This window comes from Gimesia fumaroli (genome assembly GCF_007754425.1).
Classification (GTDB): domain Bacteria; phylum Planctomycetota; class Planctomycetia; order Planctomycetales; family Planctomycetaceae; genus Gimesia; species Gimesia fumaroli.
This window is the reverse complement of record NZ_CP037452.1, coordinates 4,555,792-4,571,333: the sequence shown is the minus strand read 5'-3', so window position 1 is coordinate 4,571,333 and position 15,542 is coordinate 4,555,792. Positions and strand designations below refer to the sequence as shown.

12 protein-coding genes are annotated in these 15,542 nt (G+C 48.8%); 5 read left to right on the top strand and 7 right to left on the bottom strand.

From position 1 onward, the window contains the following. Positions 1–162 precede the first annotated feature (162 nt). Both Enr17x_RS17210 and Enr17x_RS17205 read right to left on the bottom strand, forming a co-directional pair. A complete protein-coding gene (locus Enr17x_RS17210; protein WP_145310828.1) occupies positions 163–1,611 on the bottom strand; it encodes a metallophosphoesterase family protein in 1,449 nt (482 codons plus the stop codon). 510 nt (positions 1,612–2,121) lie between these two features. Then, positions 2,122–3,153 carry a histone deacetylase family protein gene (locus Enr17x_RS17205; RefSeq protein ID WP_145310826.1) on the bottom strand — a complete coding sequence of 344 codons (1,032 nt, stop codon included), beginning with the start codon at positions 3,151–3,153 and terminating at the stop codon, positions 2,122–2,124. 977 nt (positions 3,154–4,130) lie between these two features. On the opposite strand from Enr17x_RS17205, the gene Enr17x_RS17200 reads away from it, so the two are divergent. Further along, the gene (locus Enr17x_RS17200) at positions 4,131–5,324 is read left to right on the top strand and encodes a PP2C family protein-serine/threonine phosphatase (RefSeq protein WP_145310825.1); all 1,194 of its coding nucleotides are present in this window, start codon (positions 4,131–4,133) and stop codon (positions 5,322–5,324) included. A gap of 71 nt (positions 5,325–5,395) precedes the next feature. Continuing rightward, on the top strand, positions 5,396–6,355 hold the full coding sequence (locus Enr17x_RS17195) for a bestrophin (protein ID WP_145310823.1): 960 nt from the start codon (positions 5,396–5,398) through the stop codon (positions 6,353–6,355). Between the two features lie 27 nt (positions 6,356–6,382). Here the strand turns inward: Enr17x_RS17195 and Enr17x_RS17190 are convergent, their stop codons facing one another. From Enr17x_RS17190 to Enr17x_RS17175, 4 genes are all read right to left on the bottom strand, one after another. Then, positions 6,383–6,820, bottom strand: a complete 438-nt coding sequence (locus Enr17x_RS17190) for a DUF695 domain-containing protein (protein WP_145310821.1) — start codon at positions 6,818–6,820, stop codon at positions 6,383–6,385. A 2-nt stretch (positions 6,821–6,822) separates the two neighbouring features. Continuing rightward, entirely contained in the window at positions 6,823–8,772 is a 1,950-nt protein-coding gene (locus tag Enr17x_RS17185; protein ID WP_145310820.1) for a sodium/solute symporter, read from the bottom strand. Further along, a complete protein-coding gene (locus tag Enr17x_RS17180) occupies positions 8,769–9,074 on the bottom strand; it encodes a DUF485 domain-containing protein (protein WP_145310818.1) in 306 nt (101 codons plus the stop codon). The genes Enr17x_RS17185 and Enr17x_RS17180 overlap by 4 nt, the downstream gene beginning before the upstream one ends. A gap of 216 nt (positions 9,075–9,290) precedes the next feature. After that, positions 9,291–9,686, bottom strand: coding sequence for a ComEA family DNA-binding protein (locus Enr17x_RS17175; protein ID WP_145310817.1), 396 nt, complete (start codon positions 9,684–9,686; stop codon positions 9,291–9,293). 280 nt (positions 9,687–9,966) lie between these two features. Between Enr17x_RS17175 and Enr17x_RS17170 the strand changes: the two genes are divergently transcribed. Further along, positions 9,967–10,941, top strand: a complete 975-nt coding sequence (locus tag Enr17x_RS17170; RefSeq protein ID WP_145310815.1) for an alpha/beta hydrolase — start codon at positions 9,967–9,969, stop codon at positions 10,939–10,941. A 7-nt stretch (positions 10,942–10,948) separates the two neighbouring features. On the opposite strand, the gene Enr17x_RS17165 is transcribed toward Enr17x_RS17170, so the two are convergent. Then, positions 10,949–11,839, bottom strand: a complete 891-nt coding sequence (locus Enr17x_RS17165) for a hypothetical protein (protein ID WP_145310813.1) — start codon at positions 11,837–11,839, stop codon at positions 10,949–10,951. Between the two features lie 500 nt (positions 11,840–12,339). Between Enr17x_RS17165 and Enr17x_RS17160 the strand changes: the two genes are divergently transcribed. Continuing rightward, positions 12,340–12,939 carry a hypothetical protein gene (locus Enr17x_RS17160; protein ID WP_145310811.1) on the top strand — a complete coding sequence of 200 codons (600 nt, stop codon included), beginning with the start codon at positions 12,340–12,342 and terminating at the stop codon, positions 12,937–12,939. A gap of 500 nt (positions 12,940–13,439) precedes the next feature. After that, a complete protein-coding gene (glgX, locus tag Enr17x_RS17155) occupies positions 13,440–15,536 on the top strand; it encodes a glycogen debranching protein GlgX (protein WP_145310809.1) in 2,097 nt (698 codons plus the stop codon). The last annotated feature ends 6 nt before the right edge of the window (positions 15,537–15,542 follow it).

Here is a 15,542-nt window from a genome sequence, read left to right as displayed (position 1 = left end):
GCAGCTAGTGCCGACCCGCTCACTTTTGGGTGGGCCGCTCTGGTTCCATTTAATTGGTGATCTGGGATTGCGATTCACCTGGCGGGCGGACATGTGGTGGCCGCCCCTATGTCTGAAAGTGAGTATGTTTATGAAATAGACATTTTTAGGAGAGTGAATAGGTCAGGAAGGGGATGATTTTTTCTTACTGGTTCGATTTATTTTCACAGCCTTCCACTTTCCAACGTTAATCGTTCCATCTCGATTGAAACCAAGCCAACGTCCGCTCAAAGTCTGTTGATTCTCTTCGACTCTGAGCTGAAAAACTCCATAGCGAGGGCTTGGACGACTTTGTCCTTCCCATGTCCCAGTAATGTAGCCATTTTTAAGAAACCCATCAAAAGAGAAACGGAGTGCTTCATCACCCGTCTTTACTTTTCCTGTTACAGAAATCTTCTTGCCTTGCTTTTTTTGCTCGATTTGCAGCCTATGGCTTGGTTTGCGCAGATCATTTGCCCCCTCGATCCAGAAGTCACTTTCCCACTCGCCAGATAGTTGGATAGCCTTTGTATTTGGGAAGAGTGTATTTGGCGGCGACTTTTTGCGTAGGGGGTAAATGCCTCTGGCACGTTCGCTTTCAATCCAGACTGTTTCGCGAGAGTCATATTCGAAGCCACGCCGACGAACAGTTAAGTCATCCACGTCAATCTGAATAATTGAAAAATTATTCCGAAAACGGTGTCCGGCATAGCTTGCGCCGCCTGAAAATACCAGAGCCCGATCATATGAACGTGTCGGAGGTTCTAGGGCACCATGAACATGTCCAGATAAAATGATATCACATCGTTCAGCCAAGTATCTGAAAGTGTTAGGTCGATTTGAGTATGTGTCATGTTCTTCTTCGTTTAACCAATCCTTGGGATGATGGACGAGAGCAATACGAATTCGGTGATCCGTGAGGACGTCTGTTCGTGTAATCTGCCTGCTGCTTTGCATTTTTTCCAACAACGGTAAGCCAAGCCATAAATTTCGGATATCGTTGCCTTTGGGCTTACAAAACCAGGATGAATTCAGAACGATGAAGTCTAAGCCCTTTTGAGTACTTGGTTGACAAACTCCTGTTAAATATTCAAGTCCACTCAACCCTTCAGGTTTGAGGAACTTTGAAGAATCACAAAATCTGTAGAAATTCTGAAAGGGAATGGATAATGGTGCGGCTGCGTCATTTTTCTTGTCGATCACAAAGTTTTCAGGAGCTAACCAGTCATCTGCCTCGTGAGAAGAACCGGGATATGTTATTCCGCTAACTCTCCGCGTATTTCGGTCATGGTTTCCTGGACAGAGAACTACGCTTTTAGAGTCAAGATTGAATAGTTGACAAATTCGGCTGATTAACTTACCCGCATCTCGAAATTCTTCCATGGAACCAGAATACGCAATGTCGCCTGATATAGCGATCATCTGAGGTCGCCAGTCGTCGTTTGCTGCTTCACCTCGCGGTTCATTCTTGATAGATTCCAAGCAATGATAAAGTGCATCAACTGCATTGTTGAATTGTGCGCGTGCAATATCAGTTCGCTCACCACCAATATGTAGATCCGTAAGGTGCAGGATGTTTATAAAATGCTGCATCCGCTTGACTCATCATTTAATAGTAGCAAGCTAGTCTTTGTTCGTATGTGTGACTGAGCTTTAGAATTTAGGAACAAAACATGGAAGCTGCTTCTTTTATAGAAATTCAACAACCTGGCTCCCGATTGTAGGTGAAATATATAACATAGCGTATATGGGGGGATGATCAAGATGTGGACACATGTTTTTATGTGTTTCCTAAAAATGTTAAGTGTCAGTCCTTTGGTTCCAATACCGAATCAGCAATTCGTAAAGACAAATTCACAGAACATCTAGTGGTCTTTTCATTCGTGGGAAATTTGGCCTGTTTTTGATTCCTGACACTGGTTGGAGAACGCTCACTTAGCGCTATTGGCAAGCCAACAATGCCACATTTGAGGGACCCATTTAACAGCGTATTGTTATTCTTCTAGTATGGAATCTTGTTCTGGATTCTTGAGTCGACCTATAAACCTCCTGCTCGCTTTGCTCGGCCCTTTTGAAAAGTGGAGTGCAGATTATCAGAAGCAATCAGATTGCGTCTTCGAAGCCTGTCAGTACTTTGACTACGTTGCAGCCGATGTTGTCGACTGCGTAGCCGCCTTCCATCAGGATCAAGGTTGGGAAATCTGCTTTGCCGAGATGGTGGCCCAATTTGGAAAAGTCGTTCGAGCTGAGTTTGAAACTTGAAATGGGATCGCCGGCGTAGGTGTCGACTCCGAGTGAGACGACAAGATAGTCAGGAGTAAACCGCGAGATTGCAGCCAGGGCTGTTTCCAGTGCACCTTGATACGAGTTCCAGTCAGTACCGTCTGGGAGTGGCAGATTCAGGTTATAGCCTTTGCCTGCACCGGTGCCTGTTTCGTCTGCATATCCCAGGAAGTAGGGATAGGCTTCGGCAGGGTTGGCGTGAATTGAAACCACGAGCACGTCGTTTCTGTCTTCGAAGATAATCTGGGTTCCATTGCCGTGATGATAGTCGATGTCCAGAATGGCGACTTGCTTGGCGTCTCCGTCCAGAAAAGCTTGCGCTGCGATGGCGGCATTGTTGAGATAGCAATAACCGCCGTACACGTTTGAGGTCGCATGGTGACCTGGGGGCCGCGTTAAGGCAAATGCGGAACGGTGTCCCTGCATAACGAGACGTTGCGCCATGATCGCGGCGTCTGCTGACGCTTTTGCGGCCTGCCAGGTATGTGCCATGATCGGTGTGCTCGCGTCGCAGGAATAGTAGCCGAGTTGACCGTAGATGTTGTTGGGTAAGATGTCACGGGCCCCGCGCATGTTCCAGGTGTGGGGGAGGGCATCGCAATCGGGATGAATGGTATGCCACCTGTCGAATGCGGTTTGCAGAAACTCCACATAAGCCGCATCGTGAATCCGCAAGACTGGTTCTAATCCAAAGCGATCGGGGGCGATGATGTCCCCCGATTTATTTGCCTGCAGTTCGGCTAGAATCAGTTCAGCGCGTTTTGGTGATTCGAAGCAGGGGAGCAATTGACCGCGATGAAATTCGCTCTTGCCTTCATGAAGCAGTTGATCATTGCTAAATACAGTCAACATGTCATTGGTGATTTCTTTTCAGAGGAGGTCGCTTTCGCAGAATGGGGCGGTGCTGATTGTTTTGCCATTCTAGCAGAGAGTGGAGTGTCGTTACAAAATGATTTGGTCGAAAGGTGGCTGGATCAGGGGAGTTTTATTCACGTTCAGTACGGCAGGTTCAGCTGCGTTGCTGCCGGTGGTATCTGGTAGGATTGGGGTGCCGGTGGTTTGTGTGTCGGCGGAGGTTCGTACCGAAGGCTAGTGCCGAGTCGCTCAGAGGTACAGGCATGCTGGGTTTTCTGAATGTCTTTTTTGGTTGGTGAACTGATCACTGTTGGCAAGCCAACAGTGCCACACAACCTTGTGCCATTGATTGGCTCGTCAGGCGGGCGGTCACATCGGGCACGCCCCTACTTTTGAGGATGGATTCGTGATCTGTAACCGTTGTTTGATCTGTTGGCTTCCTGCTCGCTGCGCTCGGTCCGGATATGCATCCGAGCTTACCCGGTTTATGGGATCTCAAATCATGTTTGTGAAAAACATCATTGTCAGTGGCGTGGGGGCGTCAAGGGGGAGACGCTTATTTTGCTTGCGAACGACCTGTGACTGTCAGGGATGCCTATATGAAGATCAGAGAATGCGGAGCGAAGCGTTGCGATATCGTTTGATAACTGAGGTGCGTGCAAGTAGTGGTTTGGGAAATCTTGCTGAAACAAGCGGCTTTTATGGTGCTGATTTTTTCAGAGCTTTGAAAACGACAACTGAACCAGTGGTGCTCACTCGCGCGCCCGACGTTATCTCCGCATGATCATGCCGATGCGCGCGTGATCGTCAAGTCGGATTTCTTCAGTGGAGTAAAAACTGTTCAGTTCTGTGTTCGCTGAACGGGTATCTCTATCTGTCTGCATCATTCTGAGGGATTTCTGTCGATATTCGCATGTAAATTTAATATGATGGGCGGGTTAATATTCAATGAATTCGAATTTGTGGGGCCAACTATGCGGATTCTGATCGGGTGGGATAATCCCGAAGAGTGTGATCTCATTTCTCTCTATCTGGGAGTGAGTGAGAATGACTTAGTCATCTGTTCTACGACGGAAGAATTTCTGGAGCAGGCATTAGAGAAAAACGCGTGGGACATCATTCTGATGTCGATCATGAGTCCTGATCCGCAGACGGCGTTTGATCATTTTGAACAGATCCGCCAGAAGCATCTTGATACGCCGATCGTGGGGGCCTGTCCGACTCAGGGGACCTTTCATGTCGCTCGCTTTTTAACCGCGGGCATGCGGGCTTATATCATCCGCGATGAAGGCGGCGACTTTATGTTCCTACTGGAAACCACGCTGCAGAGTGTGGTCGATTCCGTCAAAGCCGAACGTGAGCGATTTGTAGCAGAGCGTCTGCGTGAAGAAATCGAATCGGTGCGGAAATTACAGGAATCGATTATTCCCAGCGATCTGGAATCTCCCGATCGGTTTGATGTGACGGCCCGTTATGAGTCTTCGCAGATTCGCGTGTTTGGCGGTCAGCCTGTGACGCTTGCGGGGGGCGACTATTATGATGTGTTCATGCTCGACGATGAGAATCTGGTGTTGCTGGTGGGAGACGCATCGGGGCATGGGATGAAAGCCTGCATGTCGATTATGACGATGCATACCCTGGTGGGCATGATCCGTTCGAATAAGTATCTGGATACCGCGGCGTTTGTGTCAGATGTGAATAATCGTTTGTGTAACCAGGCAATTGTGAATGATGATGGTGGCTTCATAACGCTGCTGTACGGGATCTTGAATGCCAGGACGAATGAATTTCAATGGACGTCAGCCGGAGCGCCGATTCCGATTGTGCACGAGCTGGAAACCAACAAAGTGTATGAACTGGGAACGAATGATGACGGCGGTCTCCCGCTGGGCATCGTGCCTGATGTCGAATACGACATTCATACCTCCATTGTGCCTGCCGACAGCCGATTGCTGATTTTTACTGATGGACTGGCAGAAGCATTTCCCGGCGAAAAAGAGACGTTCGGCGAGTTCGGAATCCCCGGCATTATGAACTCTTTACAGGAGTCGCGGTCAAATGATTTGGAGACGGCGTTGTCCAATTTATTCCGCGATTCGAATGCTTTTACAGACGGATCTGGCAGACACGATGATACGTCTGTTGTGTTATTGGGCCGAAAAAATTAGAGTTCCTGTATTATCTGGTAGCGCGACTTGATTGGCGACGTTTGTCTGATTGATATAGGAAACTTTGATTTATGGCTGCTGATGCAGAACTGAACCTGTCGTTCATTGAGAAAAAACTGGGGACACTGGGGCGTATTTCTCTCTACGCGGGATTATTTGGCGTTTATAGTCTCATACCAGTCCTGAAAGATCATATCGACTTTCTTGCTACCTTTGGAGTCGCCCCCGACGTGATTGATGATGTCAAGAATATGGGTGACGTATCATCTGACATCCACACCACTCTTGGTTTGGTGCTGGGTTTATTATTAGTCTTCCGAACGAACAGCTCGTATTCTCGTTGGTGGGAGGCGCGCAAGTTGTGGGGGAAACTGGTCAATATCAGCCGTAACATGGCCATCAAATTTCGTGAGTTTTCGAACTTTGGTTCCGATGAACTTCGCGAATTGGGAGATCTGATTGTTGCCTTTCCCGAAGCGCTGCGCGATCACCTGCGTGAAGACGACGATTTTGACATGTTTCCGGAAATCGAGCAGATCGATCCGCCCCCACGGCATATACCAGCGTATATTTCTGATTTGATCTACCGCCGCGTGATTGGCTGGAAACGCTCCGGCTTAATTGACGGCGACGAACTCCGGATTCTGGATTCCGAGACCCGTGAATTGATGGAGATCTGTGGCGGTTGTGAACGCATTCGTCGTACCCGGCTTTCGCCTTCGTATCGATTGTTCGTGCGGCACTGTATCGGATTGTATTTGTGTACGCTGCCTTGGGGACTTGTAGAGGATTTTGATTTCTGGACGATCCCGATCACAATTATTCTGGCTTACTTCATGATCGGGATTGAAGTGATTGCGCATTCTGTAGAAGAGCCGTTTGGTCTGGATGAAGACGATTTGGACCTGGACGGTTTATGCATCACGATACGTTCTACGGTGAACGAAATTCTGGACCGCTTCGGAAAGAACGCGGGCGAAATCGCTCGGCCGGGAACGTCTTCGATTTCCTTTGAACAGCCCCCTTCTTAAACAAAGGACGCTGATTCAGAATAAGGCTTACTCTGTGACCTGACGCATGAAATTAGAATAGGCGTACCAGTCAGGATCGGTTTCGGTGTGAATATCGATCGGCAGCGGAGGCAGTTCCGTGGCTGCTTCATTCAGCGCCACCAAAGCCTGGTCGGCGTCTTTGAGATACCATTGCCATTCACACATCTGGTTTCCCGTAATTAGCATGGTCATGAAGCCCAGTGCTGTCTCTTGCCAGGCGTCAACCAGTTTCTGTTCGAACTGGTTCATGAGTTCCAGATCTTCCGGTCCGGGCATGCCGGTTTCGTTGGGAGACTGATAGTTCCAGATGATCTCGATTCGCGCAGGAAAATCGGCTGGGGTAATGTCCTGCGGAATTTCCGGCAGGAGTCGAAACAGAACGGTCATGTCCTCTTCAGTGGCGGTCGCGGTTAACCATTCTTGTTCTGGTTGTGGCTCTGTCAACGTTAAGTATCCTGTGATTTGGGTTGTGTCATTAATGAAACGATGATCAGGATGATAAATCCGAGTGGGATCGTAACCAGACCAGGTTGGCTGAAGGGAACAATGGCGGTTTCCGGATCGAGTCCGTAAATACCTTTGTAAGAGTCGGCACTGAGCAGAATCCAGCCGAGGGAAGAAATCATGCCGGCAAAGATGGCGGCTGTGATTCCCTGCTTCGTTGTCTTAGGCCAGAACAAGAGCATCACGAGCGCGGGCAGGTTCGCCGAGGCAGCGACACTGAAGGCCCAGCCGACGAGATAGTTCACGTTAAATTTCTCAAACAGAATCCCGAGAATAATCGCGATAACGCCGACAACCACAGACGCAATTTTTGCGATGCGTACTTTGGCGAAATCGTTCATCTCGATTTTCATGAAGCTCGACATCAGGTCGTGCACGACGGCGCCGCTGGACGCGATAATCAGGCCGCTGACGGTTCCGAGCACGGTGGTAAAGGCGATGGCAGAGATGATCGCGAATAACCAGTCGCCGATGCTCTTGGCGAGCAGGGGGGCTGCCATATTACTGTTGGTCACATCGAGTGAGCCACTGGTCATCGCCCCCAGACCCATAAACAGGGTCAGGATATAGAAGTAACCAATACTGCCGATGCCGACGATGGTACTTTTACGGGCACTGGCCTGATCTTTCACCGTGTAGTAGCGGATCAGGATATGAGGCAGGGACGCCGTTCCACAAAATAGTGCCAGCATCAAGGAGAGGAAGTTTAGTTTGCCTTTCAGGTCAGTCCCGCGGATGCCCGCGAATTTCGGGTGATTTCCAGGGCTGAGGACTTTTTTCCCTGATGTGGGTTTGGGGTAATAGACGGTGATGACAGAGCCGTCGTCTTCCTTGATCGTTTCTGAGCCCCAGAGAATGATCTCACTTTCCCGGATCGTACTCAGGAATTCGGCTGGTCCGAGCGCACCGGTTTCCGTTTTATCGCCGGGCAGTTTGCTGATGCGACCGACGGGATAGAAATCGGTTTCTCCTTCGCCGGTTCCCTGGGGGAGCCCGTTGATCACAATCGAGCCGTTCTCGTTTGTTTGTCGATACTGAGTTTCGGAGAGGAAGAATTGATTGTCTGCATCTTCGGTGAGTTTCCAGTAGGAGACTTTGTCAGCTCGGGTCAGTTGCAGGATGCCTTTGTCTTCCCAGGGACCCTGATTCAACGGAATGAGCGAGTCCTGCTCGTTGAGATCGAGCTCTGATCTCCAGTGTTCAATATCATCGGCGGCAGTGGGGCCCAGGATCTCAAAATGGTGTGTTGGTTTGCCGTTGTTTTCGGGATCCGTGGTCAATCCGCGTTGCAGAATCAGGACGGTCAGGACGGTACTGAAGATAACCAGCAGCGAGCCTTTGAGGAATTGCACATAAGTTGTACTGACCATACCGGCGGTGACCACAATCAGAATCACGATGGTCCCCACCATGAGCACGCCGACATAATGTGGGAAGCCCAGCAGGGGTGTGATTAACGCACCGGCGCCGACCATTTGCGGAATCAGATAAAAAATACTGACGACGAGTGTGCTGATGGCGGCGGCGAGTTTGATGCCCCGCGATTGAAATTTGCTGTCGAGTGCATCGGCGAAGGTGAAGCGTCCCATGCGTTTGAGTGGTTCGGCAATCACAAATAGGGCGACAATCCAGCCGGCCAGATAACCGATGGAGTACAAAAAACCGTCGTATCCATAGAAGGCAATCATGCCGCAGATGCCGAGGAACGAAGCAGCGGACAGATAATCGCCGGCAAAAGCAACGCCGTTGACAAACCAGTGAATCCCACCGCCGGCAGCGAAGTAGCCTTTGGCAGATTTTGCTTTTGCGCCCAGCCAGAAGCTGAGGCCGAGGGTGACGGCAACGATGGCGCCAAAGATGAGCACCGCCATGAGGGAAGGTTCATAAATCATTCTGATGCCTCCTTACTTTCCGAAGTAGAGGAAGAGACATCGTTGCGGCAGAGCCAGCCATAGATCATGGCGAGTGCGAAAGCGGCGATGATCAGAGTGAAGCCGTAAACAATCGCCAGGTTCAGACCAGCGAAGACAACCAGTTCCATCTGGGCGGGAGAGAAGGTATTCAGAAAAACGAATCCGCCGTACAGAGCCAGATAGACAATGAATAATTTAAGCCCCAAGCGGGTATTTCGAGAAATCGTCTCGAGATTTTCCTGCTCACCAGGCTCGTTGGGGCCGTGGTCAAAACCTGCCATAAGAAGTAAACCCTTTAGTTGAAACGCTTGTTCGGGCTCGGTCAGCCAGAATTGCCAGATTAGAAATATCTTTGGGAATGCCTATTCAAACCGGAAATGAGCAAGGAATCAACTAAGATCAGAAGGGGAGCAGAAAAGAATTGGGAATCGGAAGGCATTTTTTATGAAAAGCAAAGAGGTCAATCGGACGGGCGGGGTGAACAGAGTGCTGGCTTGTTATTCAGGGGCCGGTGTTGACAGTCTGAGGTGAATTCGATTTTCCTCGAGTTTTTGGGGGCCGATTCCTTTGACCTTTAGTAAATCGTCAATCGAACGAAAGGGGCCGTGCGTATCACGGTGTGCGACGATTTTCTTTCCCAGGGTCGGACCAATCTGATTCAGTTGTGCAAATTCCACCCAGGAGGCCTGGTTGATATCGATCTGGTACTGATAGGGGAGTTGTTTCTGCCGTTTGATTTCAATCGGCTCAGTCCCCCAGCGGGAAAGCCGGGCCAGGTAAACGACGGATAGGATGAGGATGGCAATGAACAGTAGACCCAGGAAGAACTGATCGTCGCGTTGTAGTCCCAGAAACGATTTGGATGGTGTTTCTTCCGAAGGATCATTCTGCATGCGCTGGCTGCCAATCAGGTGATAACGTGAATATTCGTTACATAGATTAATACAGTATACAGATAGGGAGGGGATTGAAACTGGGGTGGGTAAAAAATGTTTGGGGCGTTTTTGTAAACCAGTGCTGTTAAAAAGCTAAAAGAGCAGACATCTATTTGACCTCGTCATGTGTTCTTCATAGAATAAAGGTATCAATCAGTAGAAAGATTACAAAGTTGAGGCTGGTTCAAACTGCCGTTTCTCAGCCACAAAGCATTGATTCTAACGTCGAGGGGGTTCTGTGAAGTATCTATTACTCTGTATGAAACAACGTCAGCTCGCGCGCTCTGTGTTCACATTTATGTCTATGACGCTCTTGGCGACAAGTGTTTTATTTGCACAGAGTAAAGATACAAAAGGTCCCCCAAAGCCCCAGGAGATTACCTTATCGTCGCTGGGGGGCTGGCCGATTTCGATTACGTATTATGAATCGAGTAACGCCGCTGATTCTCCTGTGGTCGTGTTGCTGCATGGAAAAGCGGGCAGTAAACGGGTCTGGGATCAAAAGTTTGCACCAACGCTACAGCAAAACGGCTTTGCGGTAGTTTCTGTTGATCTGCGGAAGCATGGAAAGAGTCAGGCAGCGGCTGCGACTGCAGGCGGAAGCAAAAATCAAAAATCACGATCAAAGAATCGACTGTCGTCTTTGGACTACAAAGCGATGGTTGTGGATATGGAAACCATCTGGAAGTTTCTGTTCAAAGAGCACCAGGCAAAGCATTTAAATATGCAAAAGACGGCGATTGTCGCCTCTGACATCAGTGTGCCGGTTGCTTTAAATTACGCTTTGATTGACTGGAGTAAGCTGCCTTACGATGATGCCCCGGTGCTAGCTGCCAAAACGCCGAAAGGGCAGACCATTCGGGCAATGGTTTTGATTTCGCCGGAATCCAGTGTGCCCGGACTTTCTTCCACGCGTCCGACTGTGCAATTGAAGTCTCCCTTGTTTGGGATTAGCTTTTTTGTTTGCAGTGCTCAGGGAGATTCGCTTGATCGGGGCACGAGCAAGAAACTGTTTACGCAGTTGAGTTCCGTTCCTAATTCGGAACAACGCATGTTTTCGAAAGAGTTTCCAGGAAAACTGCGTGGTACTGATATGCTGGGAAGAAGACTGGGAATAGAGCTTGAGATTATCAAGTTTCTGGACGTGTTTCTCAAAAAACTTCCCGGTGATTGGGCAGATCGCAGAAATCGATTGGACCGAGACGACGAATAAGGTCGTTTCAGGCGGCTTTTCTGTTGGCTGGTTGTGATGTTACGTTGTCATCAGCAGGCAGAGCTTTCAGGGCCGCCTTCTCAGAGAGAAAAGCGATTTCTGCTTTGATTCCCTCGATTTCCGATTCTTTTTCAGCCAGTACGATTTCCAGACGCGCAATTCGCTTTTCCGGATTACGTTGCAGGATGCGGTTGATGACTTCAAGCACCAGCAGTGCCCGATAGAGTTTCATCACCAGGCTTTTGAGGCGGAAGACTCTGGCTGTTTTTGAGAGCTGGGCCAGGCGCAGGGCTCTCATAAAGGCGATCATGGGCAAGCAGATGACGGCCAGGTCAATCCAGTGTTTGCGACAGTATTCCAGCCGTTTTTCTTCAATGGAGATCATGACCATGAACTCCAGCGTGAAGGCAAACCAGATTAAGCCTGTAGCGAGAGCAGTCAGGTCGGCCAGTGTTGGATTGGCTTCAATTTGTTTTTGCCAATAGTGCTCTACCGCAAACAGCGGGAGTACGAGTAATGCCATGACCAGCATCGGAGCCGAAAACGATTTCTGGATTTTCTCTCGGAATGCGTCGGTCACTTCCTGCCAGGCAAGAATCGGAAACCAGATGGCGCGTCCGGTCATTTGGTCACGCGCACAGATTCGGAGTGGTGGAATCAGGCAGTAGAGAAGATTGAATCTCCAGCGAGGACTGCCTAGAGCCAGATGGACGATCGCTTCCAGAATAAAGAGTGGATACAGCAGAAACAGGCACCACCTGCAGATGTCCAAAGCAATGCCCGGAGATTCCAGGTTATTCAAATGCAGGTACCCTGCAAAAAAAGCGAGAAAGAAGACCGCACCAAAAAACATGGGGGCGGTGGCAAACTGATCGACTTGTTTGATATATCGATTCATAGTTTTCGAGATCAAATCAATGGTGTTGTAAAAAACAGATCGAGATACCGGCGCTCTCGATGCCAGGATGGGGATGAGATTTATATTTGATATCGGCAAAAGCGCCTATTCAGAATAATCGGATCAACTTTGCAGGCCGAATTTGGCTGAGAATCAATATGATGACATTTTCTGCATGGATGAAAAGTTATAAGTGCCTGTTTTCAAGGTGTAGACCGGTTTTTTAGCGTTGCAGATTACCTGGATTAATAACTGTCTGTTTGCGAGAGGTGATTTTGTAGATGTGGTGTCGTAATAGTTACAATTATTTGGTGTGGTGTGTTGCGTAAATGATTTTTGTTTCTGGAGTGATAAATTGTATGTCTATATATTGTATTGGGATATGGTTTAAAGTCTGTTTGTGATTTTACTGATTGGCACACTGAATGCATTAGATGGAATTACCACTTGGTGGTTTAAATGATAACAAATTTATGTGTTCAGAATCAGGAGATATTTAAATGAAACGTTTATGTACGACATTGGCAATTTGTCTGGCTGCAATGGTGATGGTGTCTGATCAGGCTGATGCCTCTGATTACAGTACGATGACTGCTGCACCTGAAGTAAAGACTGCGTTTTTTCAGCCACGTCCCGGTGGTGTTGTGGATGTACTGACTTCGCCGTTTCGGGCATTGACAGGTAATACCAGCTATCGCGGACGTCAGCAGGCCTATGCTCCGTATTATGGCCAGTCAAATTATCGTAGTCCCAGCGGAACGACTTGTGTTAACGGTCGTTGCTACACAACCAGTGGTTATGGCAACTCCTGTGCGAATGGGAACTGTCCAACCGGTTCTTGTACCACCGGTAATTGTGCGGCTGGGGCCTGTACGACTGGTAATTGTGGAACCGGCTATTCCTATGGAAATTGCCCAGGCGGAAATTGTGGGACAACTCGTTACCAGACACTGCCTTTCCAGACTTACACGGGATATCGGGGAGTCAATCAGGGGAGTGTTCAGCCCTACTCTACCTACCGTCCGGTAAGCCAGCCTGTTTACCGGCCTTCTGTACCTTCGCGAACCAATTCAATCCGCAATGATCCTTTCTTCCGCTAAGACGAAAGAGGGAGTTTTACGAATCCAGGTTCTTTAAAACAGGATTGAGAATGCGTTTGTGCAAATACTGAGCTACTGGACAGTTCCGGTAGCTCAGTTGTCATTTCTGTGAAATTGATCTGGGTAAAGTTATTTTACTTGCTAGACTAGTTACAGGTATCAGCTAATTTGTGAGTAAACTCTGAGTTGGTTGAATAAAATACAAAACGATTGTTATCACAATAATTTCTTAATGCTTCAACTGATCTTCACGAAGTATCCTGCAACACAAAAAAGGATAATCATTCGCGGAAGGGGACGTCGAAGAATAGAAACAGGTATAACGTCAGTCATCAATATCAGACGGGTCCTGAGTTTTACAGGATTGTCTGTTGAAATATTAGAGATAAAATTACTGTATTGAAACGAAAGTTCTGAATTCTTTTTTTGGCGCTCAGGAAAAGAGGACTTAATTTTCACACCATGGAGTCAATACGGTAATTGTCAGGAACAGGTTTTTAATGGGTCGCGAATTGGTACACTCACTCAGCTCCCCGATTCACTCGATGCACACATTTTCCTACGGAGCGGTTCCGCAGGACAACGGGGTGCTTTTTTCGGTTTACAGCCGTTCTGCCACAACCATGTGGTTGTTGTTGTATGATCACGTCGATGATTCAGAACCGTCTGAGATCATTAAGTTCAATCAAGAGTATGGACGCCTGGGTGATATCTGGACGGCCTTTGTTTCGGGAATCGGTCCCGGCCAACTCTATCATTTTCAAGCCGATGGTCCGTTCCAGCCAGAGGTAGGGCATCGTTTCGATAAGCGCGCCCGATTGATCGACCCCTATGCCAAGGCATTGGCAGGAAACTTCCAGCCTTCACCTGATGGCATCGTTCGTCCGCCGAAGTGTGTTGTCGTCGATGACCAGTTCGACTGGCAAGGCGATCGTCATGTCCGGCATCATCTGGCAGATACCGTTGTGTATGAAATGCACGTGCGCGGTTTCACAAATTCCCCCACCAGTGGTGTCGAAAATCCTGGAACCTATCTGGGGGTGATTGAAAAAATTCCCTATCTGATTGACCTGGGTGTGACTGCGGTTGAGTTAATGCCGATTCATGAATTCCCCATGAATGAAGCCGATGGCACGTTTACGGATCATCAGAATTACTGGGGCTATGAAACGCTGGCCTTCTTTGCCCCACATCGTGGCTATGCGAAAGGTACTGAGCCTGGTGCTCAGGTGCGCGAGTTCAAGCAGATGGTGCGGGCGTTGCATGAAGCTGGCATCGAAGTCATTCTGGATGTCGTATTCAATCATACGGCAGAAGGGAATGAGAATGGCCCTACGCTTTCTTTCCGAGGCCTGGAAAATCAGGTTTATTACCATTTAGAGCAGGGTGGAAAATACTATAAGAACTATTCAGGTTGTGGTAATGCGATTAACGGAAACCATCCCGTTGTGCGGGAAATGATCTTCCATTGTCTGCGTTACTGGACCTGTAATTATCATATTGACGGTTTTCGTTTTGACCTGGCGTCGATTTTAAGTCGGGATCGGAGCGGGAGACTTGTACCGAATCCGCCTTTGGTGGAAGCCATCGCAGAAGATCCACTGTTGGCAGATACCAAGCTGATCGCAGAAGCCTGGGATGCCGCCGGTGCGTATCAGGTCGGTTCTTTTTCGCACATTCGCTGGGCTGAGTGGAACGGTCGTTATCGCGATGATATCCGTAAGTTCTGGCGCGGCGATACTCCTACATTGGGAGATTATGCAACGCGCCTTTCGGGATCGAGTGACCTCTATCAAGAAACAGGACGCGAACCGTTTCATGGCGTCAACTTCATTACCGCGCACGATGGTTTCACGATGAACGATCTCGTGAGCTATGAATACAAGCATAACTATGCCAACCGTGAAGACAATCAGGATGGCGAAAACAACAACATCAGTATGAATTTCGGGGTCGAAGGTCCAACGGATGATCCTGCGATAGTCGCGATGCGCGAACGCCAGATTAAGAATTTTCTGGCCACGCTGTTTTTGAGTCAGGGTGTTCCGATGCTGCTTTCCGGCGACGAATGCCGGCGTACACAGCGCGGAAACAATAACACGTACTGCCAGGATAATTCGATCTCCTGGTTTGACTGGTCACTGGTTGAGAAGAACAGTGGTCTGTATCGGTTCTCTAAGGAATTGATTCACTTCCGACTCTGTGAGCCGACATTACGACAACGGAATTTCCTGACCGGTCAATCAGATGGCGTGGAGAAGCTTCCTGACGTCAGCTGGTTCAATGTGATGGGCCACCCTGTCGACTGGGCTCATGATCATCACTGCATGTTGTGTATTCTTGGCGCCAAGCACTCCTCACGCCGGGTCCGTGATGGTTCCGATTTGATGATTATCGTCAATTCATCCCCTGATGCGCAGGCGTTTGAATTGCCGTTCGGGATCAAGCCTAAGGAATGGAATTTGACCGTCGATACTTCGGCCCGTTCGCCGCTGGATATCTTTCCGAAGCGAGATGGGAACACGTTGTATCCTCGTGTTGCTGTACTGCCCGCACGGTCGTTACGTTGTTATGTACGCCGCGCGAACCGTCGGTAAAATTTG

Bases quoted from the DNA above. Each gene is read 5' to 3' on its own strand.
- Enr17x_RS17180 (WP_145310818.1), bottom strand. From the start codon at position 9,074: ATGGCAGGTTTTGACCACGGCCCCAACGAGCCTGGTGAGCAGGAAAAT.
- Enr17x_RS17165 (WP_145310813.1), bottom strand. From the start codon at position 11,839: ATGAATCGATATATCAAACAAGTCGATCAGTTTGCCACCGCCCCCATG.
- Enr17x_RS17160 (WP_145310811.1), top strand. From the start codon at position 12,340: ATGAAACGTTTATGTACGACATTGGCAATTTGTCTGGCTGCAATGGTG.
- Enr17x_RS17195 (WP_145310823.1), top strand. From the start codon at position 5,396: ATGGCTGCTGATGCAGAACTGAACCTGTCGTTCATTGAGAAAAAACTG.
- Enr17x_RS17175 (WP_145310817.1), bottom strand. From the start codon at position 9,686: ATGCAGAATGATCCTTCGGAAGAAACACCATCCAAATCGTTTCTGGGA.
- Enr17x_RS17200 (WP_145310825.1), top strand. From the start codon at position 4,131: ATGCGGATTCTGATCGGGTGGGATAATCCCGAAGAGTGTGATCTCATT.
- Enr17x_RS17210 (WP_145310828.1), bottom strand. From the start codon at position 1,611: ATGCAGCATTTTATAAACATCCTGCACCTTACGGATCTACATATTGGT.
- Enr17x_RS17205 (WP_145310826.1), bottom strand. From the start codon at position 3,153: ATGTTGACTGTATTTAGCAATGATCAACTGCTTCATGAAGGCAAGAGC.
- Enr17x_RS17185 (WP_145310820.1), bottom strand. From the start codon at position 8,772: ATGATTTATGAACCTTCCCTCATGGCGGTGCTCATCTTTGGCGCCATC.
- glgX (WP_145310809.1), top strand. From the start codon at position 13,440: ATGGGTCGCGAATTGGTACACTCACTCAGCTCCCCGATTCACTCGATG.